This window comes from Kitasatospora sp. NPDC058162, assembly GCF_042884005.1.
Lineage (GTDB): Bacteria > Actinomycetota > Actinomycetes > Streptomycetales > Streptomycetaceae > Kitasatospora.
Genome location: NZ_JBHVUS010000060.1, coordinates 9,012 through 30,565, shown reverse-complemented (window position 1 = coordinate 30,565; position 21,554 = coordinate 9,012). Strand labels below are relative to the sequence as shown.

The window sequence follows — 21,554 nt, the reverse complement described above, 5'->3', positions numbered from 1 at the left end:
AAGACCGTTGGCGGTCTGAAAATCACCCGTCACGCCCCTCTCCGCACCCACCCCCTCCACCGCCCCCTCCCGCAGCGCGTCCCTCTCGCCTTGGTTGGGGAGGGGGTGGGGTGGTGGTGGGGGTGGGTGGGTTGGTGCGGGTTGGGGATGGGTGGGTTTTTGGGGTGGGCGCGTGGGCTTTGCCCGCGCGCCCACCGGGATCGTCCCTCACGCCTGCGGTGGGTCAGGGGGTGAGGGCTGGGGGTTGGGGGTGGGGGAGGCCGGTCCAGCAGGCGCCGTGGCGGCGGGCGCGGAGGCGGCGGAGCCAGAGTTCGGTGGAGACGAGGTCGGCGAGGCCGGCGAGGGCGGCCGGGGAGAGGGGGGTGGCGGGGTCGGCGAGGCCGGCGCGGACGGCGGGGAGGTCGATGAGGCCGGCTTCGGCGAGGAGGGGGGCGTCGAAGAGTTCGGCGAGGCCGTCGGCGGCGAGGCGTAGGCCGGCCCGGGCGGGGGCGGTGCGGTCGGGGCGGGGGCCGCGGCCCCAGTCGGGGGGTAGGTCGGTGCGGCCGGCGCCGGTGAGGACGGCGTGCAGGAGGGCGTGCCGGGCGCCGGGTTGGAGGCGGACGTCGTCGGGGAGCAGCCGGGCCGCGCGGACCACCTGGTTGTCGAGGAAGGGTGCGTGCAGCCGCTGGCCGGGCCGTTCGGCGGCGTGCAGGAGCGTGCGGTAGGAGCGCGCCTGGCGGTAGAGGGCGTGGCGGGCCCGGTGCGCGCCGGGGTGTTCCTCGGGCGCTGGTCTGCGCGCCGCCAGCCGCAGCCGTAGGGCCACCGAGGAGAGCGCCTCGTCGGAGAGCCAGCGGGCGGCCGGGCCCGGGACGCACCAGGCGAGGTCGACGGCCGAGCGGTCGCCCGCCGTACCCGCGCCGTCGGGGACGTGCCGGGCGGTGAGCTTGGCGGCCGCCTCGTCCAGTGCCTCGGCGTAGCGGACCCGGGAGAGCCGGTGGGCGGCCCGGACCACGGTGAGCGGGGTGCGCAGCGCGCCGGCCAGCACGCCCGCGGCGGCCCGGTCGGCGCCGGCCAGGGCGGCGACCGGGGGCAGGAGTTCGCGGGGCCGGCCGGCCCGGATGAGGTCGGCGAGCCGGGCCGGGTGGCCGTCCAGGACCTGGCGGGCGCCGTAGCCGGTGAGGTGGTCGGTGCCGCCGGCGTCGAAGCGGGCGCCGGCCCGGGCGGCGGCGACGAGTTCGGGGCCGGGCTCGTCGGTGAGCGGGCCGGACTGCGGGTCGGCGCGCAGGACGGCGTACGGGAGGGCGTCGGGGCCGGGGTCGAGCACGGTGTGCCGCAGCCGCGGGGTGTCGGGGGCGAGCGCGAGGGTGGTGGGCGGTTCGGTCTCGCCGAGCGTGACGGCGGCCAACTGCTCCGGGGCGGACGGGCCCTGGGGTGCGGTCCGGACCCAGGAGCCCTTGACCGCGCCGGTCCTGGCCCCGGCGGCGGCGGGCGCTGTCGGCGCGCCGGTCGGGCCGGCCGGCAGCGGTACGGCCGCGGCGAGCAGGGCGACGGTGGCGGAGGCGGTCCCGTACGAGAGGTCGACGCCGAGCCGGGCGCGCCCGGCGGGGTCGGTGGCCGGTGCGGGGGTGCGGACCCGGGAGCGGACGGATTCCAGCAGGGCGCGGGTGAGTTCGCGGATGGCGGGGGCCTCGTCGCGCGGCTGTTCGGCGCCGGGCGGCTCGTCGTAGGCGTCGAGGTACGGGCGGCCGCCGCGGACGGCGAGCACGTGGCCGGGCGGCACCCGCTGGACCCCCAGGTACGGCGTGCCGGTGCCGAGCGCCTCCGGGGACTCCGGGCAGGCGAGCCGGGCGGCGAGGTGGCCGGTGTCCAGCGCGGCGCCGACCAGGTCGGCGAGCGGGAGGGCGGCGGTGGCGTACGCGGTGCCGCCGGCCCAGGGGGTGTGGAAGACGGGCTGGGTGCCGGCGAGGTCGGTGAGCAGCAGGGTGGAGCGGGTGCCGGTGCGCAGCACGACGGTGTAGCTGCCGGGCCAGGCGGTGAGGTGGCGGACGGCGCCGCCGCGGGCGGCGGCCAGGCCGGCGGCGAGTTCGGCGTCGGTGGCTCCGCAGTGGCCGAGGACGGCGAGCCGGGTGGTGGCGGGGGTGTCCGCGACCGGGTCGGGGGCGGTGGGGCCGGTGCTGACGGTGGCGCGGGCGCCGGGCCGGAGGGTGACCAGGCGGATCTCCTCGGGCCGCCAGTCGCCCACGGCCCAGAGCGGGTTGGGGCCGGTCCACAGGGGCCGGGCGGCGATCGGGGCGACCGTGGCGAGGGCCTCGTGCACCGGCGCACCCGCCCGGGGCGTGCCCGTGCTCCAGCCCGTCAGCCACCGCATCGCGCCTCCACCGGACGAGGACCTGCACTCGCGCGGCCGGGTGGGGTGCCGGGGGCGGCCCGCAGGCGCGTCCGGGCGTGCCCGCGTTCCGGCGCGCCGTCAGGAGACATCGTGCCACCACCGGGCGCTGCCGGGGCCGGTGTTGTCGGTTCCGCTTCCGTTTCGGCGGGACCGGGGCGGGTGTTGGGGTCGGGGGTGGGTTCGGGCGGGCCGGGCCTCCCCCTCCGTGGCCCGGACCGCCCGGGCGGCGCCTTTGGCATGGGCATCGCGAGATGGCCGAAAGGCGTCGCCCAGCCCGGGAGGGCATCCGCATGCCCTCCCGGACTTCACCGCCACCCGCGGGGATTGAGGCGGCGGCGTCCCCCGGCCCGCCGGGTCCTCGACGGCGGGCCGACCCACGACCACCAGCGAATCGCCGAGCAGCCGGTCGGGCCAGGGGGCACGGCCGGGCGCACGTGAACACGGGACCGGAGCACGACGCTCCGGCGCGCGGCCCGGCCGAACCGCTCCGGGTGGTCCGGACCAACCGCCGCGGGGGCCCGGCGCGACACCGCCGGGTGCGCGATCCCGCCATCCGGAATGCGGCCTCTTAACCGTCGGAACGCGTCCGACTACTCTAGGTACAGCAGCTACGGCCCGGTGCCGCCCGGGCCCCGCGCACAAGGCCGCAGGAGGTGCCCCCGCCACCATGACCGTCAGCCCACGAGGACCGAACGAACGGCTCGGCACGCTCCTGACCCTCGCCCAGATCAGCAACGCGGGACTGGCCCGCCGGGTCAACGACCTGGGCGCCCAACGCGGTTTGACGCTGCGCTACGACAAGACCTCGGTGGCCCGCTGGGTCAGCAAGGGCATGGTCCCGCAGGGGCCCGTCCCGCACCTGATCGCCACCGCGATCGGCGGCAAGCTCGGCCGGCCCGTCCCGCTGGAGGAGATCGGCCTGGGCGACACCGACCCGGCGCCCGAACTCGGCCTGGCCTTCCCGCGCGAGGTCGCCGACGCGGTGCGCTCGGCGACCGACCTGTTCCGGGTCGACCTCGACCTGCGCCGCGGGCCCGGCGGCGGCCGCTGGAGCGACAGCCTGGCCGGCACCTTCTCGGTCGCCGCGTACGCGACGCCCGTCTCCCGCTGGCTGATCAACCCGGCGGACGGCTCGGTGGCCCGCGAGGTGCCGCGCTCCCCCAGCGAGAACTCCTCGTACCGGGTCGGCCACTCGGATGCCGTGAAGCTCCGCGAGGCTGCCCAGGAGGCCCGCCGCTGGGACTCCAAGTACGGTGGCGGGGACTGGCGTTCGTCGATGGTGCCGGAGTGCCTGCGGGTCGAGGCGGCGCCGCTGCTGCTGGCCTCGTACAGCGACGCGGTCGGCCGGGCGCTGTTCGGCGCGACCGCCGAACTGACCAGGCTGGCCGGGTGGATGGCCTTCGACACCGGGCAGCACGAGGCCGCCCAGCGGTACTACATCCAGGCCCTGCGGCTCGCCCGGGCCGCCGCCGACGTGCCGCTCGGCGGGTACGTGCTGGCCTCGATGAGCCTCCAGGCCGGCTACCGGGGCTTCGCCGAGGAGGCCGTCGACCTCGCCCAGGCCGCGCTGGAGCGCAACCGCAGCCTGGCCACCGCCCGGACCATGAGCTTCTTCCACCTGGTGGAGGCACGGGCCCAGGCCAAGGCCCGCAACGCGGCGGCGTGCGCGACGGCGCTCGGTGCCGCGGAGAGCGCACTCGAACGGGCGCGCGCCGGGGATCCGGATCCGGCGTGGATCGACTTCTACGCCTACGACCGGCTGGCCGCCGACGCCGCCGAGTGCTTCCGCGACCTCGGAGTGCCCTCCAAGGTCCGGCAGTTCACCCGCGAGGCGCTGGCCAAGCCCACCGAGGGCTTCGTCCGCTCGCACGGCCTGCGGCTGGTGGTCTCGGCGATGGCCGAGGCCGAGGCGGGCAACCTGGACGCCGCGGTCGCCGCCGGCGAGCGCGCCGTCGAGGTGGCCGGCCGGATCTCCTCGCAGCGCAGCCGGGAGTACGTGGTGGAGATGCTGCGGCGGTTGGAGCCGTTCCAGGGCGAGCGCCGGGTACGGGAGTTGACCGAGCGGGCGCGGGCGGTGATCGTCGCTCCGGCGTGACGATAAATGGGATGCACCGGCGGGAGGGGCCTGGATAGGGTCTCTCTCGTCCAGGTGCGCAGGCAGAGGTTACTTCCACTTCCAAATGGGCGGGTCGCGGGTTCGAGTCCCGTCATCGGCTTCAGGCCGGTGTAGCTCAGTCGGTAGAGCAGCTTCGTCACCTCAGCCGAATCTGAACTCTGGACACCTAAACGTGAATAGAATTCCGCACCTCCCGGTGCGACGGCAGCGGTTACTTCTGTGGAGTGCCCCTTTCCAGGGGTGCGTTGAAGCTGAGTTCCATCGACCGCAGCCACCTTTGATCTCGGGAGGCAGCTGCGCTTCGGAATGCCCGGTGCGCAGGCGGGGGTTACTTCGGATCTTGGGGTTCCGGGTTCAAATCCCGGGCGTGCCGTGCGCGAGTGCGGCCGCTAGCTCAATCCGGTAGAGCACAAGGCATATACCTCCGCCGACGCCGGTCGTCGCACGACGACCGGCATGATCTCGGGCACCCCGGCCGCAGCATGCCTCCCTCCCGTAGACGACCGAGCACGCCGAGGGGGGCTGCAGCATGTCCAGGTTCAACATCCGCAAGGCCAAGGCGAATCCGAAGTCACCGGTGACCACGACCGGGCAGCGCACGACCAACCACAACGGCGGCACCGGGTTCGTCCGGGACCGCAAGTCCGAGCTGTTCCTGCTCGCCGTGGCCAACTTGGTCGGCCAGGACACCTTCTACGAGAGCGGCGGCAAGCGCGACGACCGCTACACCGCGCTGGTGCGCGAGCTCGCCGTCAGCGACCCGGAGTGGACCCTCGGGCTGCTGCGCTGGCTGCGGTACGGGGCGCAGCTGCGCACCGCCGCGCTGGTCGGCGCCGCCGAGTTCACCCGGGCCCGGCTGGACGCGGGCGCCCACGGCTACTCCCGGCAGGCCGTCGACGCCGTGCTGCGGCGGGCCGACGAGCCCGGCGAGCTGCTCGCGTACTGGACCTCGCGCTACGGCCGGGCGCTGCCCAAGCCGCTCAAGCGCGGTGTCGCGGACGCGGTGCGCCGGCTGTACGACGCCCGCTCGCTGCTCAAGTACGACACCGCCGGCAAGGGCTACCGCTTCGGTGACGTCCTGGAGTTGACCCACCCGTCGCCGGACCCGGCCAAGCCCTGGCAGGGCGCGCTGTTCGGGTACGCGCTGGACCGCCGGCACCGGCCGGAGGAGGCCTCGCCGCCCGTCGCCGACCGGATGCTGACCGCCAACCGCGAGCTGCTCGCGCTGCCGGTCGAGCAGCGCCGCCCGGCCGTGACGGCGAAGGACGGCGCGGAGCGGCTGGCCGAGGCCGGGCTGACCTGGGAGGCGCTGGCGGGCTGGCTGCAGGGGCCGTTGGACGCTCCGGTCTGGGAGGCGGTCATCCCGTCCATGGGCCCGATGGCGCTGGTCCGGAACCTGCGCAACTTCGACCAGGCCGGGGTGTCGGACGAGGCCGCGGCCGAGGTGGCCCGGCGGATCTCCGACAAGGGCGAGGTACGGCGCTCGCGCCAGTTCCCGTTCCGCTACCTGGCCGCCTACCGGCACGCGCCCTCGCTGCGGTGGGGGCACGCGCTGGAGACGGCGCTCGGCCACTCGCTCGCCAACGTGCCCGAACTGCCCGGCCGGACGCTGGTCCTGGTCGACCGCTCCGGCTCGATGTTCGACCGGCCCAGCGCGCAGACCCAGCTCAACCGGGCGGACTCGGCGGCGATCTTCGGCACCGCGCTGAAGGTGCGGGCGGCCGAGGCGGACCTGGTCGAGTTCGGCAGCATCAGCCGGGTGATCGAGGTCGGCCGCGGTGAGGCGGTGCTGCGGGTGCTGGAGCGCTTCTCCAGCCTCGGCGGCACCAACACCGCCGAGGCCGTCCGCAGCCACTACCGGGGCCACGACCGGGTGGTGATCGTCACCGACGAGCAGCCCGGCTTCGGCTACCGGGGCAGCGACCCGCTCGACCTGATACCGGCCCACGTCCCGGTCTACACCTGGAACCTGGCCGGCTACGCCACGGGTCACGGCCCGAGCGGCGGTGCCAACCGGCACACCTTCGGCGGCCTGAGCGACGCGGCCTTCCGGCTGATCCCCCTCCTGGAGGCGGGGGCCGACGCCGGCTGGCCCTGGGAGGTCTGACCACGACACGGCCGGACGGGGGCGGCGGTAGCACGCGGGGTCGGGGGGCCCTGTGCGCGACCGCCACGGCCGGACCGAGGGGGGGTCGTGGTGCGCGGAGTCGGGGGACTCGGCGCACCACGCCACGGCCGGACCGGGGGACCGGCCGATACCCCGGGGGGGGGGACGAGGTGGGCGGCAGGAAACACTGCCGCCCACCTCGGCATGCCCCGGATCGAGCGGGTGAGGGACGCGTACCCGCGCAGCGGAGCCTTGACGGGCCGACCGACGCGCGACTTCCGCCCCGCCCGTCACGCGGTCTCGACCCCCGCGTGGAGCCGTGGCAGCATCTGCGGCGGAAGCCGGTGGGGCAGCGGACGACGCCCCGTACCGGCACCGGCGACGGCGGCCCGGCAGTGGACGAGGAGCGCAGCGTGGCGGACGAGTTCGATGTCGTGGTGGTCGGCGGCGGGATCGTCGGGCTGGCCACGGCGTACGCCCTGACCCTGGCGAGGCCCGGGCTGCGGCTGGCGGTGCTGGAGAAGGAGACCGGCTTCGCGGCGCACCAGACCGGGCGCAACAGCGGGGTGATCCACAGCGGCGTGTACTACCGCCCCGGCTCGTACAAGGCCCGGTTCGCGGTCGAGGGCGCCGCCGAGCTGGTGGAGTTCTGCCGCGAGCACGACATCCCGTACGAGGTCACCGGCAAGCTGATCGTGGCGACCGGCGAGGCCGAGCTGCCCCGGCTGGCGGCGCTGGCCGAGCGCGGGCGGGCGAACGGCATCCCGGTCACCGAGCTGGACCGGGCCGGGATCGCCCGGTACGAGCCGGCCGTGGTCGGGCGGGCCGGGCTGCACGTCGGCACGACCGGCATCTGCGACTTCCCCGCCGTCGCGACGACGTACGCCCGACTGGCCCGGGAGGCGGGCGCCGAGCTGCGGCCCGGTACGGCGGTGCGGGCGGTGGACCGGCGCCGGGACAGGGTGACGGTCGGCACCGCCGCCGGGGAGCTGCGCTGCCGGGTGCTGGTGAACTGCGCCGGGCTGCACAGCGACCGGATCGCCCGGCTGGCCGGGGACGACCCGGGGGTGCGGATCGTGCCGTTCCGCGGCGAGTACTACGAACTGGCCGAGCACCGCCGGGACTTGGTGCGCGGCCTGGTGTACCCGGTGCCCGACCCGGCCTTCCCGTTCCTGGGGGTGCACCTCACCCGGGGCATCCACGGGGACGTCCACGTCGGCCCGAACGCGGTGCCCGCGCTGGCCCGCGAGGGGTACGACTGGCGCACCGTCCGCCCGGCCGACCTGGCCGAGACCCTCGCCTTCCCCGGCACCTGGCGGATCCTGCGGCGGCACTGGCGGTACGAGGTCGGCGAGTTGCACCGCTCGCTGTCCAAGCGGGCGTTCACCACGGCCGTCCGGCGCCTGCTGCCCGCCGTGACCGCCGCCGACCTGGTGCCGGCCACGGCCGGGGTACGAGCCCAGGCGGTGGCCCGGGACGGCTCGCTGCTGGACGACTTCGCCTTCGCCGGCTTCGACCCCGGGGACCCGCGCTCCCCGCGCCGGACGGTGCACGTGCTGAACGCCCCCTCCCCCGCGGCGACGGCCTCGCTGCCGATCGGCCGCGAGGTGGCCCGCCGGGCCCTGGCCGCGCTGGAGGCGGGTGGCTGAGCCCGCGGGTCGGCCGGCCCGGCGGAGCGCGCGGTCCCGGACCGGATGAGCCCCGTCACACACCCCTCCGGGCGCCCCGCGCGGCCCCGTAGACTCGGGTGATTGTGACTGCCACCGCCCCGATCCCCCAGCAATCGCCGTCCGCCCGGCTGTCCGCGGCGCCGGCCGCCTACCCCGCGCCGATGTACCCGCACAAGGCCACCGAGGAACAGCACCGGGAGCGGCGCATCCGCAGCTTCCAGCCGCGCCGGGGCCGGATGACCAACGCCCAGGCGGGCGCCCTGGACCGGAGCTGGGAGACGTACGGCGTCCCGATCGACGGCACCCCGCTCGACCTGCCGGAGCTCTTCGGCGGCCTGCCGGTCACCCTGGAGATCGGCTTCGGCATGGGCGAGACCACCGCCGCGATGGCCGCCGCCGACCCGTCGACCGGCATCCTGGCCGCCGACGTGCACACCCCCGGCCACGGCAACCTGCTCGGCATGCTGGAGCGCGACGGTTCGCAGAACGTCCGGCTGGCCGCCGGCGACGCCGTCATCCTGCTCCGCGACATGCTGCCGGACGCCTCGCTCGCGGGCCTGCGGGTCTACTTCGCCGACCCGTGGCCGAAGCCCAAGCACCACAAGCGCCGGCTGGTCCAGCCGTCCTTCCTCGACCTGGTGCTGCCCCGGCTCGCCCCGGGCGCCCTGGTGCACTGCGCGACCGACTGGGAGCCGTACGCGGAACAGATGCTCGAGGTGCTGTCCGCCTCGCCGGAGCTGGAGAACCTGCACCCGGAGGGTGACGGGACCGGCTGGCTGGAGCCCGCGGACCACCCGGACGGCAGCGTCCCCGGCTACGCGCCCCGGCCCGACTGGCGGCCGGTCACCAAGTTCGAGCGGGCCGGGATCGCCAAGGGCCACGTGGTGCACGACCTGCTGTTCCGCCGCCGCTGAGCCGTCGGCACCCGTTCGAACGGGCCGCGGCGGCCTGACCGGGCGCTCGGACCCGGGACGAACGGTTCGTCCGGAGTCCTCCCGACGGGCCGCCGCCGTGGCCTACCCTGAGCCGCATGGGCAGCCCGTCCGGCGGCGGCCGGGGAGCCTGGCTGGGGCGGGCGACCGCCCGCACCGCCGCCGACGCACCGGGTACGGTCCCGCGCACCGGCGGCACCCGGACGATCCCGGGGCCCCGGAGGCGCCGGGCCGACCGGCTGCTGTCCCGGCCCGGCGGAGCGCCACCGACCGCCACGCCACCGACCGCCGCGCCACCGACCGCCGCGACGACGGCCCTCGGCACCGGGGTCGGCACCGGCACCGGAGCCCGCACCGCCGGCCCGGGCGCGGCACCCCGGGGCCGCAGCCGCTGGACGGCACTCTCCTCGGTCACCACGGCCACCGTGCTGACCCTGCTCTGCTGCGGGGCGCTGATCCTGCACCTGGTCCAGCGGCAGACCGGCACCGCCGGACTGCTGGTGGGCCTGGGCCTGGCGATGGTGCCGCTGCCCTTCGTGCTGGGCGGCCTGGCCTGGCTCAACCTGACCGCCCGGGTGCCGCTGCGGCACACCGTGTTCTGCCTCGGTTGGGGCGCCTGCGCGGCCACCACGGTCGCGATCCTCGCCAACAACTGGACCGCCGACTACCTGACCGCCCACCACAACGCCTTCGGCGGACTGCTCGGCGCCGGGGTCGCCACCCCGGTGATCGAGGAGGGCGCCAAGGCCACCGCCCTCCTGGTGCTGCTGCTGCCGCTCGGCCAGCGGCGCTGCCACGGCCGCCGCACCGGCCGCCCCTGCGCGCCGCTGCTGCACCGGGCGCCCGCGCCCCGGCGCCCCCGCCCGTACCAGCGCCGCCCGGCCGGCCCGCACGCCCGCGGCCGGCTGCGGCTCCGCCCGTACCTGCGGCCGCTGCCCTACCTGCGCCCGGCTCCGCCCGCCCCGGGCTCGGCGCACCGCCGCTCCCGGCCGCGCACCCTGGCCGCCGGGATGGTGCTCGGCGGGATGACGGCCTGCGGCTTCGCCTTCACGGAGAACGCCCTCTACCTGGGCCGGGCCTTCAGCACCGACCAGCGCAACCGGCTGGACAGCATCGGCCTGGGCGATCCGCCCAGCCTGCGCGACTTCGACAGCACCGTGCAGACCTTCGTGCTGCGCGCCCTGCTCTCCCCCTTCGCCCACCCGCTGTTCACCGCGCTCACCGGTATCGGCCTGGCCGTCGCCCTGACCACCGGGCGGCGCTGGCTGGCCCGGCTGGCCGCGCCCGCCGGGCTGCTGCTGGCGATGGTGCTGCACGGCACCTGGAACGCCGCCGCCGACCTGGGGACGGACGGGTTCCTGGTGGTCTACGGGGTGCTGATGGTGCCCTGCTTCGCGGCGCTGGTGGGCTTCGCGCTGTGGGCCAGGTCCCGGGCCGCGCGGCACGGCGGGCGGCCCGGCGGGCGCCCCGGGAGACGTGCCTCCCGGGGGTAGCCGGGGGCGTTCGGAAGAACCGATTTCCCATCTCGGCGACTTCCCCGTATTGTTGTGTTCACCGACGCGGGGTGGAGCAGCTCGGTAGCTCGCTGGGCTCATAACCCAGAGGTCGCAGGTTCAAATCCTGTCCCCGCTACTCAGTAGCCGAAAGGCCCGGAGGATTCTTCCTCCGGGCCTTTCGCGTTCCCCGGCACGGGCAGAGCACGGTCCTGCCACGAAGCGGTAACGGCGCCCCGTTCCAAGATCTGCTGTCATAGCGCTCCCCCATACTGAGGAAAAATTCATCCAAGTGGGGGACGGCGGGACCGTGCCCTGGATAAGGAACGACCCATGCTGTCGAAGCGCCTGGTGAGCACCGCCGCGATCTGCCTCCTGCTGGGAGCCGGCACGGCCGCCTGTGGCGACAACAAGGACTCGAACACGGCCGCCGCGCCCGCGGGCACCACCGCTGCGGCAGCTCCGACTCCGACCGCCACGCCGACGCCGACCCCGACCGTGGCGAAGCTCGACACCGACACGCTGACCGCCAAGCAGATCGAGCAGAAGGCCCAGGACGCGATCTCCGCCGCGACCTCGCTCAAGATGACCGGCAAGATCCCGAGCGACGACGGCGTGATCAACATGAACATGGCGATGGACACCAAGGGCAACTGCCAGGGCAACATGGCCATGCCCGGCATGGGCTCCTTCGAGATCATCAGCGACGGCAAGCAGTCCTTCCTCAAGCCGGACGCCCAGTTCTGGAAGACCTTCGGCGGGCCGAAGGGCGACGCGGTCGCCGAGCTCTTCAAGGGCCGCTACCTGACCGGCTTCGACGGCGACCCCCAGATGAAGCCGATGCTGGACTTCTGCAAGCTCACCTGGGCGAGCGAGATGCTGGCCGGCGACAAGGGCAGCACCCCCACCAAGGGCACCGCCGGGACGATCAACGGGATCAAGACCTTCAGCCTCAAGGAGAAGGACGAGAAGGGCGAGGAGATGCTCCTCCACGTCGCCACCGAGGGCAAGTTCTACCCGGTGCGGATGGAGAAGACCACCGGCTCGGACAAGGGCCAGATCGACTTCACCGACTTCGACAAGCCGGTCACCGTCCAGCTGCCGTCGCCCGACAACGTGATCGACTACACCAAGTTCCAGGCCAAGGTGAAGAGCGCCTGACCAGGGACGGCCGACGGGTCGCGAACGGTCGCGAGCACTCGCGAACGGGCCGCGAATAATCCGTTGCCCTCCCCGCAGGGGGCTGCCTACAGTGGCAGCACACTGAAGGGAGGTGATCCTGAATTGAGTTCCATCAGGATGCGTGAGGTGGCTGCTCGCTAGAGCCGCCCCTGCCTGCGCAGGGTGAGGCCCCTGGCCTCCGGCAGGCGAAATCCATAGCAGTCACCCGGCCCGCAGGCTCACCGGTACATCCCCGGTGCCTCGACGCCAGGCCAGTGCACGGGCCGGCGTCGAGGAGCAGCCTGCGGGCCGTCTGCGTTTCCGGGCCCCGGGCCCCGTACGACCTCGCCCGTGTCGTAGCGGCGGCGCCCCCGGGTCGTTCCCGTGGTGGTGCCGCGGCGCTAGAGTCGGCGCGGCCCCGGCACGGGAACGACGGGGCGCGGCGGCGCGGACACAGGGGTGGGCGATGGCGACGAGGGCACGGCGACGGGCCGGTGGGTCGGCACTGCGGACGGCGCAGTGGACGGCCGCCGGGGTACTGACCGGCACGGGCCTGCTCGGGCTGCTGCTGTTCGCGCTCGGCCGGGCACAGGCCTGGCAGGCGCTCGGCGGCGGCCTGGTGGTGGCCGGCGCCTCGACGGTGCTCGGCGGCGCGCTGGGCTTCCTGTTCGGGGTGCCCCGGGTGAAGAGCGGCTCCGGCGAGCCGCAGGGCTCGTACGCGCCGAACACCAACCTGGAACAGGTCTCCGACTGGCTGACCAAGGTGCTGCTGGGCGTCGGGCTCACCCAGCTCGGCTCGCTCGGCGAGCGGCTGCACCAGCTCGGTACGGCGCTGGCGCCCGCGCTGGGCGGGGAGGACGCCGCGGTGCCGTTCGGGGCCGCGCTGGTGCTGTACTTCCTGGTCCTCGGCTTCCTGGCCGGCTGGCTGGTGACCAGGCTGGCGCTGCCCCGGGTGCTCACCGAGACGGACGAGGCACTGGACCTCTTCCTGGCCGGGCAGGACCGCGACCGGCACGGCGACAAGGTGGGCGCGGACGACCTGCGGGTGCGTGCGATGCAGCAGCTCGGACTGCTCGGCGGCAGCGCGGACCAACCCGCCGCGCTGGCCGCCCAGTTGCCGCCCTCCTCGGACTCCCCCACCGGGCCGGACGGCGTGGTGGCGGAGGTCCGCTCGACCGCGAAGCGCTCGGCGCTGACCGCCGACCAGGTGCGGGCGCTCTTCGCGGACGGCTCCGAGGGCCGCCGGATCCAGGCCCTCGCGCTGATGCAGGGCGACCCGTCGCTGGCGGACCTGCCGAGCGTGCTGGAGGCGATCGAGCGCCCGCGCTCGGGCTTCGAGCAGTACCACGCGCTGCTGGCCGCCCGGGGCCTGCTCTCCCGGCTGCCCGGCGCCGAGGCGCAGCGGCTGCGGGACGCGGTGGCCGCGCAGCTGGTCGACCCGCAGGGCATCCCGTACGGGTCGGACCGCAGCTGGCTGGCGGAGAAGATACTGTCCCGGCTGCAGGCGGTGGCCTTCGTCCCGGCGCAGCCGGGCTCGCTGCCGGACGGCGCCGCGTCGGCGGATCCCGTGCAGGTGAACCCCCCGCAGGCAAACCCCCCGCAGGCGAACTCCTAGACGGTGAAGCGCAGTTCGGGCTGCTCCCACGGAGTCCTGGGCTGCGGCGGCCGGGTGCCGGTGCGTTCGGCGCCCACCTGGAGGTAGAAGCCCTCGGCGGGCGGGTGCGAGACGACCTTGACCGTGGCGATCCCGGCCGCCCGGGCCCGGTCGAGCATGTCGGTGATCAGGACCCGCCCGATGCCGAGCCCTTGGGCGTCGTCGGCGACGAACATCAGGTCCAGTTCGGCCGGTTCGTGGATCAGCCCGTAGAAGCCGAGCAGCCGGTCGTCGGTGCGGTCCACGGCCATCCGCACCTCGTGGCGCTCGATGTAGTCGGGCCGCACGACGTAGCCGTCGATCATCGCGAAGTACGCGCCGCGGTAGGCGGTGGAGGCCTGGATCAGTGCGGTGAGCCGGGCGGCGTCGGCCGGCCGGGCGGGCCGGATCGTGGTCTCGCTCATGTGAGCGAGTATAGGGGCTAACCCGCCTAGTGACCATTACCGAACTGGTGCCGGGGCGGGCCGGCGGAGGCGCCGGTCGGCAGCCCGGAGCACCAGGACCGCGCGGGTGCGGCCGTCCTCGCGCGGCACCCGGCGCACCTCGCTGGCGATCCGGCGCTCGCCGAGCGCGTACCGCAGCCGGTCGAGGTGGCCGCAGCGGCGGCCGCGGCCGTCGTTCAGCGGCTGGACCCGCACCTCGCCGTCCGCGGCCGTCACCCGGACCAGCTCGGTCAGAGCGGCCAACTGGCGCTCCGGGCCGAACAGTTCGGGGTAGGCGAAGATCAGGTAGCCGCTCAGGGTGAGGGCGAAGGCGCCGTCCGCGAAGGGCAGCCGGGGCAGTGCGGCGGCCAGGTAGCGCTGCGGGTGGGCGGCCGCGTCGGCGGCGAACAGCCGGCGGGCGCGGTCCCAACTGCGCAGGTAGCGGTCCAAGCGGTCCGGACGGTCCAGGCAGTCGGAGCGGCGCGGGCGGGCGGCCGGGTACAGGTGGGGGTGGGCCGCCATCGCGACGGCCATCGACGCCCGGGCGGCCAGGGCCCGGGCCGCGAGCTCGGGCGGCGGCAGCGCGTACACCGGGTCGACGGCGATCACCCGGCAGCCCAGCTCGCGCGCCTCGGCGGCCAGGCCCGCCGCACCGCCCGGGCAGTCCAGCAGCGGGCCGGGCAGGGCGGCGAGCCCGGCGCGGGTCAGGCCGAACGACGTGCAGTACTCGTCCAGCGGACGGGAGGTGACCAGGACGTCCGGGGCCGGTACGGCGGTGGGGGCGGTGGCCACCCGGCCATCCGAACACGGGCCCGCCCCACCCGCATCCGGAACGCGTCCGGTGCACGGGCGGGGCGGGTCGGTACGGAGCGGGAGGGTACGGGGGCCTGCGGGGCCGGGCCTCAGCGGCCGAGCAGCCCCCGGGCGGCGGCCCGGTTGACGTTGGTCAGGCCGCGGACCAGCCGCGCGGTGAGGAAGACCAGCAGCACGCCGATCGCCGAGAACGCCGCGATCTGCCAGGTGCCCTCGATGTAGTACACGTGCCGGACGTGGTGGCTGTCGGTGAAGTCGAACAGCTGGTACCCGTGCCAGGAGGTGTAGCGCGGGAAGACCCAGTGGTAGAGCGGGTAGAGCGCCATCGCCCAGCCGAGCAGCAGGAAGACCAGCGTGAGGGAGAAGCTGAACACCGCCCAGGGGAACATCACCACCTGGTACAGCACGCCCTTCCAGCCCGCCCCGTCGGCCAGCCGCGCGGTGATCGCGCCCCAGTTGCCCGGACGCACCTGGCGCACCGGCGCCGGGCCGGGCACGTCCACGGCGAGCATCCCGCGCACCCGGGCCCGCTCCGCCCGGCCCAGGCCCCGGGCGGCGGTGGTCAGACCGGCCAGCACCGGCAGGCCGAGGACGGTGACGAAGGTGCCGACGCCGAGGCAGAACAGGGTGATCGCGACCACGAAGCCGACGATCGCGACCGGCAGCCCGGTGAGCGCGTAGCCGACCTCCCGGTAGTAGTGCCCGGAGAACGGCGCCCGCCAGAAGCCGGGCGGCTCCTCGGTGCGGCGGGCCCGGACCGGGCGCGCCCCCTCGTCGCCGTAACCGCGCGGGGCGTCCCACCCCTGGTCCAGCGTGCTTCCGCTGCTGCTCATCTCCCGGCCCCCGGCCCCTCGTCGTTCTCGCGTCGTTCCCACTCGCTGACGTGTTCCAGTCTGGCCGGGGCTCGGCCCGGCAAACATCCGGGGGACCGGCGGATCGGGGGTGGGGTTAACCCCCCTGTCGCGGACCGGAGGGGTCGGCCGGGCCGGTCCACTCGTCGGCGAGCAGCGAGTACTGGTACGAGTCGCGCCAGACGCCGCCCTTGTGGAGGTCGTGCCGGACGTGCCCCTCCAGCCGGAAGCCGAGCCGGGTGAGCACCTTGGCCGAGGCCGCGTTCTCCACGTCGACGCGGGCGGCCAGCCGGTGCAGGCCGAGCACTCCGAAGGAGAACCCGCAGAGCAGTCCGGCGATCTCGCCCGCGTAGCCGCGGCCCCACACCGGGCGACTGAGCACGTACCCGAGGTAGGCGGAGCGGTACGTGCCGAGGGTGAGGCTGGCGTGCGCGACCGGCAGCGCGTCCTCCGGGTCCTCGGCGTCCTCCCGCCGGACCACGGCGAGCCGGTAGGTGTGCCGCTCCTCGGCCATCGCCTCCTCCAGGTAGAGCTCCAGCTGGTCGGCACAGGTCTCGCGGTCGCGCGGCTCGAAGGGGAGGTAGCGGGTCACCTCCGGGTCGCCGTACAGCGCGTGCAGCGCGTCCAGTTCCTCCGGGGTGTGGTGGTACTCGCGGATCGCGAGCCGGGGGCCGGTGAGGCGTACGGGGACCATGGCTGCCGACCCTACCCGCGTCCGGCGACTACCGTTCGGAGCATGAACGACGAAGACCTGCGGCTCGCCCCGCGCACCAGGGCCGCCGACCTGCTCGCCTGGGCGGCCGGGCAGGACCGCGCGCCGGTGGCCGAAGCGCCGCTGCGCACGGTGCTGGCGCTACTGGAGCTGGGCGAGGGCAGGATGCACGACGGCTGGCCCGAACTGACCTCCGACGCGGTGGAGCACCTGCTGTACGAGCGGCTCCACCTCTACGTCCAACCCGCGCCGGAGGAGGACCCGTTCGCCTACGGCGCGGCCGTACGGCTGCTGGTCGACCACCAGCGGGCCGCGAAGCGGCTCAACGCCAAGCGCCAGGAGCGGCTGCACGCCGAGGCCGAGTGGCAGGGCGAGGTCGCGGTCGGGCTGCTGCGCCGCGCCGACCTGGTGACCTGGCCCCGGCTGTACGCGGTGCTGCTGCACGCCCACGGGGTGGACGTGACGGACCCCGCGGCCGTCCGGGACTGGCTGACCGGCTTCGCCGGGCTCGATGAGGAGGAGCGGCTGGCCTGGTACGGGGCGCTGGGGCCGACCGGCTGGCTGGACGAACCGGACGAGCAGGGCTGGGGGCCGGGCCGGGTGCTGTCCGTCGGCATGGCCACCGACGGCGCGCGGCGGCTGCTGGAGCACGGCCTGATGCGGCGCAGCTACCGCAACCTGGCCGAGTTGAACGCGCTGGGGCGCCCGATGCCGGACGAACTGGCCGGGGGCTTCGAGGAGTTCGAGGCGGCGGCGGCCGAGGCGGCGCTCGACCTGCTCGGCGACTGGACGGTGCCCGGGCTGGCGCGGCTGCTGGTGGAGGAGTTCCCGGAGCTCGCGCCGGAGCCGGGGGCGGCCGAGATCGACGCCTATCTGGCGCAGCTGCCCGCGGCGGAGTCGGCGGAGTCGGTGGAGTCGGCGGCTGCGACGGCTGCGGCTGCGGCGGCGGAGCCGGAAGCTTCGGCGGAGCAGCCGGCGGAGTGAGCCGATGACGCGGAAGGGCCCCGGGCGACGCGCCCGGGGCCCTTCCGTACGGTCTTCGGCGGTGCTTACGGGTTGAGGCCGTGCTGCTGGAGCCAGGTCTCCGGGTCGACCGGGGCGCCGCCGCCGGGGCGGACCTCCAGGTGCAGGTGCGGGCCGGTGACGTTGCCGGTCGCGCCGACCTTGCCGATCTGCTGGCCGGAGGTGACCTTGCCGGAGCCCTGGATGATCGAGGAGAGGTGGCAGTACCAGATCTCGGTGCCGTCGGGCAGGGTCTCGACGATCCGGTAGCCGTACGAGCCGGACCAGCCGGCCGAGGTGATGGTGCCCTGGCCGACCGCGTGGACCGCGGTGCCGGTGTCGGCGGCGAAGTCCAGGCCGGTGTGCAGGTGGGCCCAGTAGCGGGCGCTCTGGCCGTAGTGGGCGGAGAGGTTGTAGTCCTTCACCGGCAGGGTGAGGGCGGCGGCCTTGGCCCGCTCGGCCTCCTCGGCGGCGCGCTTGGCCTCCGCCTCCTTGGCGGCGGCCTTGGCCTCGGCCTCCTGGGCGGCCTGCACCCGGGCGCCCTCCTCGGCGGCGGTGCGCTGGCTGTCGGCCTGCTGCTGGATGCGGGCGGCGAGCGCGAGGCCGGGGTCGGCGGCCAGGGCGACCGGCGCCTCGTCCGGGGTCTCGATGGCGGGCGCGGCGGCCGGGGTCGCGGAGGCGAAGCCGGTGGCACCCAAGGTGGCGGCGACGGCGGTGACGCCGAGCAGCGGGGAGGCTCCGCGGGTCTGACGCGGCATCCGGTGGCGGTTGGCCTCGGCCTCCGGGGCGAAGTCCTCCGGAGCGAAGGACTCTGGGCCGTCCGGGCCGGGGTGGTCGAGGAGCTGGGTACCGGCTGCGGGGCCGGCCGGGTGTGCCGGAGTGTGCGTCGACGCCACGGAGGCGCGCTCCTTTCCTTCCTTCGCGCCTACCGGGTTAGCTGACGGGTTCGGAGCAGGAAGGTCTCCTACGGCCGGGCCGGAGCCCCGCCGATTCACCCCAAGGAACGTGGTTCCCCGGCTCCCTGACCTGCCCGGAGGCCGGTCGGCGGGATTAGGCGACGGCGCACGGTGCCGTCTGGGTACGGCGTTGACGACCGCGCTGCGTTATCAAACGTTAATCCTAGGACGCTCTGATTCCAAGCCATCCGCCCGGGACGGCTGTGGAGCAGGTGATCGGACGTCAACGAACGACCCCTCGACCACCTGGCTCATCTGAGTACTCCTACTCATGTGCGACCCGACCGCCCCACCGCATCCTGGCGCCATGAGCGCACCGATGCAGTCACGGACCACGGCGGCGTACTTCGTCCAGGCCGTCCTCTCCTTCGCCATCTCCGGCACCGCCCTCGCGGCCGGGATCGCCTACCTGCCCGTCGGCGGCTGGACCCGGGCCTTCCTGGGGATCGGCCTCCTCTACACCGTCACCTCCTCGTTCACGCTGGCCAAGGTGGTCCGGGACCGGCAGGAGTCCTCGGACACCGTCGCCCGGGTCGACCAGGCCCGGCTGGAGAAGCTGCTCAGCGAGCACGACCCGTTCAGGGCCGAGGGAGTCTGAACGGGAGGACTTGGACGGTCGGCACTGCTGCCGCCGGCGGCCGGTTCGGACGGGGCGCTTGACGGCTAAGGCTATTAGCCTTAGCTTTATGGCTATCGGCAGCAACGACCGAGCCAGCGGAGGCCCACCATGAACGGCACCACCACCCCGAGCACCCAGTACCTCGACGTCCCCGGCGGCCGGCTCGCGTACGACGACACCCGGCAGGGCGACGGCACCCCCGTCGTCCTGCTCCCCGGGATGCTCGACTCCCGCCGCGCCTACCGGCACCTGCACCCGCTGCTCACCGCCGCCGGCCACCGGGTCATCACCATGGACGTGCGCGGCTTCGGCGAGTCCTCGATCGTCTGGGACGACTACAGCCCCGCCGCCGTCGCCACCGACGTCCTGGCCCTGCTCGACCACCTCGGCATCCAACGGGCCGTCCTGGTCGGGCAGTCCTACACCGGGGCCACCGTGGTCAAGGTCGCCGGCGACGCACCCCAGCGGGTCGCCGGTATCGCCCTGATCGACGCCTTCGTCGAATACCGGGCCAACGCCCTCATGCAGGGCGTCATGGTCGTCATGGGCGCCGCCATGGTCCGGTGGCCCGGCGTCTGGGGCTACTACCTGCGCAAGATGGCCTTCCCCGGCCCCCGCCCCGCCGACCTCGACGGCTACGTCGACGGACTGGTCGCCGCCCTGCGCACCCCCGGCCGCCGGACCGCCACCCGCGGCCACGTCACCGGCGACTCCGCGCCCATCGGCTGGTGCGCGGCCGTCCGCTGCCCCGCCCTCGTCCTCATGGGCAGCAAGGACCCCGACTTCCCGAAGCCCGAAGCCGTCGCCGACCTCCAGGCCGAGAAGCTCGGCGCCCGCAAGGTGATGATCGAAGGGTCCGGGCACTACCCGATGGCCGACAACCCCGCCGCCGTCGCCGACGCCCTGCTGCCCTTCCTCACCGAACTCGCCTGACCCCTCGCCCCCACGGAGAACCCGAAGCCATGCCCCGCGTAGGACTGACCCCCGACCAGGTCGTCGACCACGCCCTCGCCCTCATCGACAACCAGGGCACCGAAGCCCTCACCCTCGCCGCCGTCGCCACCCGGGCGGGCGTCGCCACCCCCTCGCTGTACAAGCACGTCAGCGGCGGCCTCGGCGAACTGCGGCGCCTCGTCGCCGTCCGGGTCACCGAAGAACTCGCCGACCGGCTCGCCGAAGCCGCCGTCGGCCGCAGCGGGGACGACGCCGTCAGCGCGGTCCTGCGCGCCTACCAGGCCTACGCCGCCGAACACCCCCACCGCTACTCCGCCCTCCCCCAGGCCCCCCAGCCCGACGACGACCTCACCCGCGCCGCCACCCGCCTCGTCGGCGTCATCGTCGCCGTCCTCCGCGGGTGCGGGCTCGACGGCTCCGAAGCCATCCACGCCGCCCGCACCGTCCGCTCCCTCGCCCACGGCTTCGCCTCCCTCACCATCGGCGGCGCCTTCCAACTCGCCGAGGACCTCACCACCACCCACGACCGCCTCATCACCACCCTCACCACCGGCCTCCACACCTGGCCCGGAACCACCGAGGCCTAGGCCTGCACGAGAAGGCGCCCGGCGGGGACGACCGGGGCACAGGAACAGCGCGGCCCTGCCGATCGGCACGCCCAGCCGGGAGCCGCGCCGAGGAGGCGGAGGCTGCGGCTGTGCACGGGAAGTCGGACCGGCCGACTTCCCGTGCGCGAAGGGGTGGAGGGAAAGGGCGCGAGGCTGCGGGCTTGGCGGGTAGGGGCAGCCGATACGCATCAGAAGTCGGACAGGCCGACTTCTGACGACAGCAGGCCACCCACTCGTCGAGCCGCGGGGAAACGCCCCAGTGCCGACGACCGGGGCTCGAGCGCGCACGAGAAGTCGGCCCCGCCGACTTCTCGTGACCGCAGGCCCAGAACGGGCTTGGCAGGGACGGCCAGAGCGCAACAGCGAACAACAGGGGGAAGGGTCGCGGGGCGACGGGCTTGGGCAGGTGAGAACCGTGTTGAGGTTCGGGCAAGCCGGGGTGCGCGCGAGAAGTCGGACCGGCCGACTTCCTGCTGCGCGGAATGGCGGAGGGAAAAGGCGCGAGGCTGCGGGCTTTGGCAGGTAGGGGCAGCCGATACGCATCAGAAGTCGAACGGGCCGACTTCTGGCGACAGCGGGCCACCTGCTTATCGAGCCGCCGGGGCCAGGGCAAGGAAACGCCGCAGTACCGGCAGCCGGGGCTCGGGGGCGCGCCAGAAGTCGGCCTCGCCGACTTCTCGTGACCGCAGACCCAGAACGGGCTTGGCAGGGACGGCCGAAGCGCAGCAGCGAGCAAACCAGGCGCAAGAGGAGGGCCGTGGGGCACCGGGCCTGGGCAGGAAGAACCGTGTTGAGTTTCGGGCAAGCCCGGGTGCGCGCGAGAAGTCGGACCGGCTGACTTCCTGCTGCGCGGAAGGGCGGAGGGAAAGGGCGCGAGGCTGCGGGCTTTGACAGGTAGGGGCAGCCGATACGCATCAGAAGTCGAACAGGCCGACTTCTGGCGACAGCGGGCCACCTGCTTATCGAGCCGCCGGGGCCAGGGCAAGGAAACGCCGCAGTACCGGCAGCCGGAGCTCGAGCGCGCGCCAGAAGTCGGCCTCGCCGACTTCTCGTGACCGCAGACCCAGAACGGGCTTGGCAGGGACGGCCGAAGCGCAGCAGCGAGCAAACCAGGCG

At 74.7% G+C, this 21,554-nt stretch carries 17 protein-coding genes, 1 tRNA gene and 1 riboswitch; of the genes, 12 read left to right on the top strand and 6 right to left on the bottom strand.

What is annotated here, in order from left to right:
* Positions 1–223: 223 nt before the first annotated feature.
* Entirely contained in the window at positions 224–2,347 is a 2,124-nt protein-coding gene (locus ACFVXG_RS44650; protein WP_387936257.1) for an asparagine synthase-related protein, read from the bottom strand.
* Between the two features lie 688 nt (positions 2,348–3,035).
* Here ACFVXG_RS44650 and ACFVXG_RS44645 point away from each other — a divergent pair.
* The 8 genes from ACFVXG_RS44645 (at position 3,036) to ACFVXG_RS44610 (ending at position 13,462) form a co-directional block, all read left to right on the top strand.
* Positions 3,036–4,463, top strand: coding sequence for an MFS transporter (locus ACFVXG_RS44645; RefSeq protein ID WP_350507538.1), 1,428 nt, complete (start codon positions 3,036–3,038; stop codon positions 4,461–4,463).
* 550 nt (positions 4,464–5,013) lie between these two features.
* Positions 5,014–6,591: a TROVE domain-containing protein gene (locus tag ACFVXG_RS44640; RefSeq protein WP_387936256.1), complete on the top strand. Its 1,578-nt coding sequence runs from the start codon at positions 5,014–5,016 to the stop codon at positions 6,589–6,591.
* Between the two features lie 413 nt (positions 6,592–7,004).
* Entirely contained in the window at positions 7,005–8,240 is a 1,236-nt protein-coding gene (lhgO, locus tag ACFVXG_RS44635; RefSeq protein ID WP_387936259.1) for an L-2-hydroxyglutarate oxidase, read from the top strand.
* 104 nt (positions 8,241–8,344) lie between these two features.
* Positions 8,345–9,175 (top strand): tRNA (guanosine(46)-N7)-methyltransferase TrmB, encoded by an 831-nt coding sequence (gene trmB, locus ACFVXG_RS44630; RefSeq protein WP_387936255.1) that lies wholly within the window; start codon positions 8,345–8,347, stop codon positions 9,173–9,175.
* Between the two features lie 116 nt (positions 9,176–9,291).
* On the top strand, positions 9,292–10,686 hold the full coding sequence (locus ACFVXG_RS44625; protein WP_387936254.1) for a PrsW family intramembrane metalloprotease: 1,395 nt from the start codon (positions 9,292–9,294) through the stop codon (positions 10,684–10,686).
* Between the two features lie 65 nt (positions 10,687–10,751).
* Positions 10,752–10,825: transfer RNA gene (locus ACFVXG_RS44620), tRNA-Met, on the top strand.
* A 194-nt stretch (positions 10,826–11,019) separates the two neighbouring features.
* Positions 11,020–11,847, top strand: a complete 828-nt coding sequence (locus tag ACFVXG_RS44615) for a hypothetical protein (RefSeq protein ID WP_387936253.1) — start codon at positions 11,020–11,022, stop codon at positions 11,845–11,847.
* Between the two features lie 466 nt (positions 11,848–12,313).
* A complete protein-coding gene (locus ACFVXG_RS44610; protein ID WP_387936252.1) occupies positions 12,314–13,462 on the top strand; it encodes a hypothetical protein in 1,149 nt (382 codons plus the stop codon).
* On the opposite strand, the gene ACFVXG_RS44605 is transcribed toward ACFVXG_RS44610, so the two are convergent.
* From ACFVXG_RS44605 to ACFVXG_RS44590, 4 genes are all read right to left on the bottom strand, one after another.
* On the bottom strand, positions 13,459–13,905 hold the full coding sequence (locus ACFVXG_RS44605) for a GNAT family N-acetyltransferase (protein ID WP_387936251.1): 447 nt from the start codon (positions 13,903–13,905) through the stop codon (positions 13,459–13,461). The two genes, ACFVXG_RS44610 and ACFVXG_RS44605, sit on opposite strands and share 4 nt — an antisense overlap.
* A gap of 36 nt (positions 13,906–13,941) precedes the next feature.
* Positions 13,942–14,715, bottom strand: coding sequence for a hypothetical protein (locus ACFVXG_RS44600; protein WP_387936250.1), 774 nt, complete (start codon positions 14,713–14,715; stop codon positions 13,942–13,944).
* Positions 14,716–14,825: 110 nt separating this feature from the next.
* Positions 14,826–15,569, bottom strand: coding sequence for a sensor domain-containing protein (locus ACFVXG_RS44595; protein WP_387936249.1), 744 nt, complete (start codon positions 15,567–15,569; stop codon positions 14,826–14,828).
* A 115-nt stretch (positions 15,570–15,684) separates the two neighbouring features.
* A complete protein-coding gene (locus tag ACFVXG_RS44590) occupies positions 15,685–16,281 on the bottom strand; it encodes a GNAT family N-acetyltransferase (RefSeq protein ID WP_387936248.1) in 597 nt (198 codons plus the stop codon).
* A gap of 42 nt (positions 16,282–16,323) precedes the next feature.
* On the opposite strand from ACFVXG_RS44590, the gene ACFVXG_RS44585 reads away from it, so the two are divergent.
* Positions 16,324–17,283 (top strand): hypothetical protein, encoded by a 960-nt coding sequence (locus ACFVXG_RS44585; protein WP_387936247.1) that lies wholly within the window; start codon positions 16,324–16,326, stop codon positions 17,281–17,283.
* A gap of 65 nt (positions 17,284–17,348) precedes the next feature.
* Here the strand turns inward: ACFVXG_RS44585 and ACFVXG_RS44580 are convergent, their stop codons facing one another.
* On the bottom strand, positions 17,349–18,197 hold the full coding sequence (locus ACFVXG_RS44580; RefSeq protein ID WP_387936246.1) for a M23 family metallopeptidase: 849 nt from the start codon (positions 18,195–18,197) through the stop codon (positions 17,349–17,351).
* 12 nt (positions 18,198–18,209) lie between these two features.
* Positions 18,210–18,368: riboswitch (cyclic di-AMP (ydaO/yuaA leader) on the bottom strand.
* Positions 18,369–18,564: 196 nt separating this feature from the next.
* On the opposite strand from ACFVXG_RS44580, the gene ACFVXG_RS44575 reads away from it, so the two are divergent.
* The 3 genes from ACFVXG_RS44575 (at position 18,565) to ACFVXG_RS44565 (ending at position 20,417) form a co-directional block, all read left to right on the top strand.
* The gene (locus tag ACFVXG_RS44575) at positions 18,565–18,855 is read left to right on the top strand and encodes a YiaA/YiaB family inner membrane protein (protein WP_387936245.1); all 291 of its coding nucleotides are present in this window, start codon (positions 18,565–18,567) and stop codon (positions 18,853–18,855) included.
* A 129-nt stretch (positions 18,856–18,984) separates the two neighbouring features.
* Complete coding sequence (locus ACFVXG_RS44570) at positions 18,985–19,809, top strand: alpha/beta fold hydrolase (RefSeq protein WP_387936244.1); 825 nt, start codon at positions 18,985–18,987, stop codon at positions 19,807–19,809.
* A gap of 29 nt (positions 19,810–19,838) precedes the next feature.
* Entirely contained in the window at positions 19,839–20,417 is a 579-nt protein-coding gene (locus ACFVXG_RS44565; RefSeq protein ID WP_387936243.1) for a TetR/AcrR family transcriptional regulator, read from the top strand.
* The last annotated feature ends 1,137 nt before the right edge of the window (positions 20,418–21,554 follow it).

What these genes read in the sequence shown, in the direction of transcription:
- ACFVXG_RS44625 (WP_387936254.1), top strand. Translation starts at nt 9,292, where the DNA reads ATGGGCAGCCCGTCCGGCGGCGGCCGGGGAGCCTGGCTGGGGCGGGCG.
- ACFVXG_RS44650 (WP_387936257.1), bottom strand. Translation starts at nt 2,347, where the DNA reads ATGCGGTGGCTGACGGGCTGGAGCACGGGCACGCCCCGGGCGGGTGCG.
- ACFVXG_RS44570 (WP_387936244.1), top strand. Translation starts at nt 18,985, where the DNA reads ATGAACGGCACCACCACCCCGAGCACCCAGTACCTCGACGTCCCCGGC.
- ACFVXG_RS44610 (WP_387936252.1), top strand. Translation starts at nt 12,314, where the DNA reads ATGGCGACGAGGGCACGGCGACGGGCCGGTGGGTCGGCACTGCGGACG.
- ACFVXG_RS44590 (WP_387936248.1), bottom strand. Translation starts at nt 16,281, where the DNA reads ATGGTCCCCGTACGCCTCACCGGCCCCCGGCTCGCGATCCGCGAGTAC.
- ACFVXG_RS44595 (WP_387936249.1), bottom strand. Translation starts at nt 15,569, where the DNA reads ATGAGCAGCAGCGGAAGCACGCTGGACCAGGGGTGGGACGCCCCGCGC.
- ACFVXG_RS44575 (WP_387936245.1), top strand. Translation starts at nt 18,565, where the DNA reads ATGAGCGCACCGATGCAGTCACGGACCACGGCGGCGTACTTCGTCCAG.
- ACFVXG_RS44615 (WP_387936253.1), top strand. Translation starts at nt 11,020, where the DNA reads ATGCTGTCGAAGCGCCTGGTGAGCACCGCCGCGATCTGCCTCCTGCTG.
- ACFVXG_RS44645 (WP_350507538.1), top strand. Translation starts at nt 3,036, where the DNA reads ATGACCGTCAGCCCACGAGGACCGAACGAACGGCTCGGCACGCTCCTG.
- ACFVXG_RS44605 (WP_387936251.1), bottom strand. Translation starts at nt 13,905, where the DNA reads ATGAGCGAGACCACGATCCGGCCCGCCCGGCCGGCCGACGCCGCCCGG.
- ACFVXG_RS44565 (WP_387936243.1), top strand. Translation starts at nt 19,839, where the DNA reads ATGCCCCGCGTAGGACTGACCCCCGACCAGGTCGTCGACCACGCCCTC.
- ACFVXG_RS44585 (WP_387936247.1), top strand. Translation starts at nt 16,324, where the DNA reads ATGAACGACGAAGACCTGCGGCTCGCCCCGCGCACCAGGGCCGCCGAC.
- ACFVXG_RS44640 (WP_387936256.1), top strand. Translation starts at nt 5,014, where the DNA reads ATGTCCAGGTTCAACATCCGCAAGGCCAAGGCGAATCCGAAGTCACCG.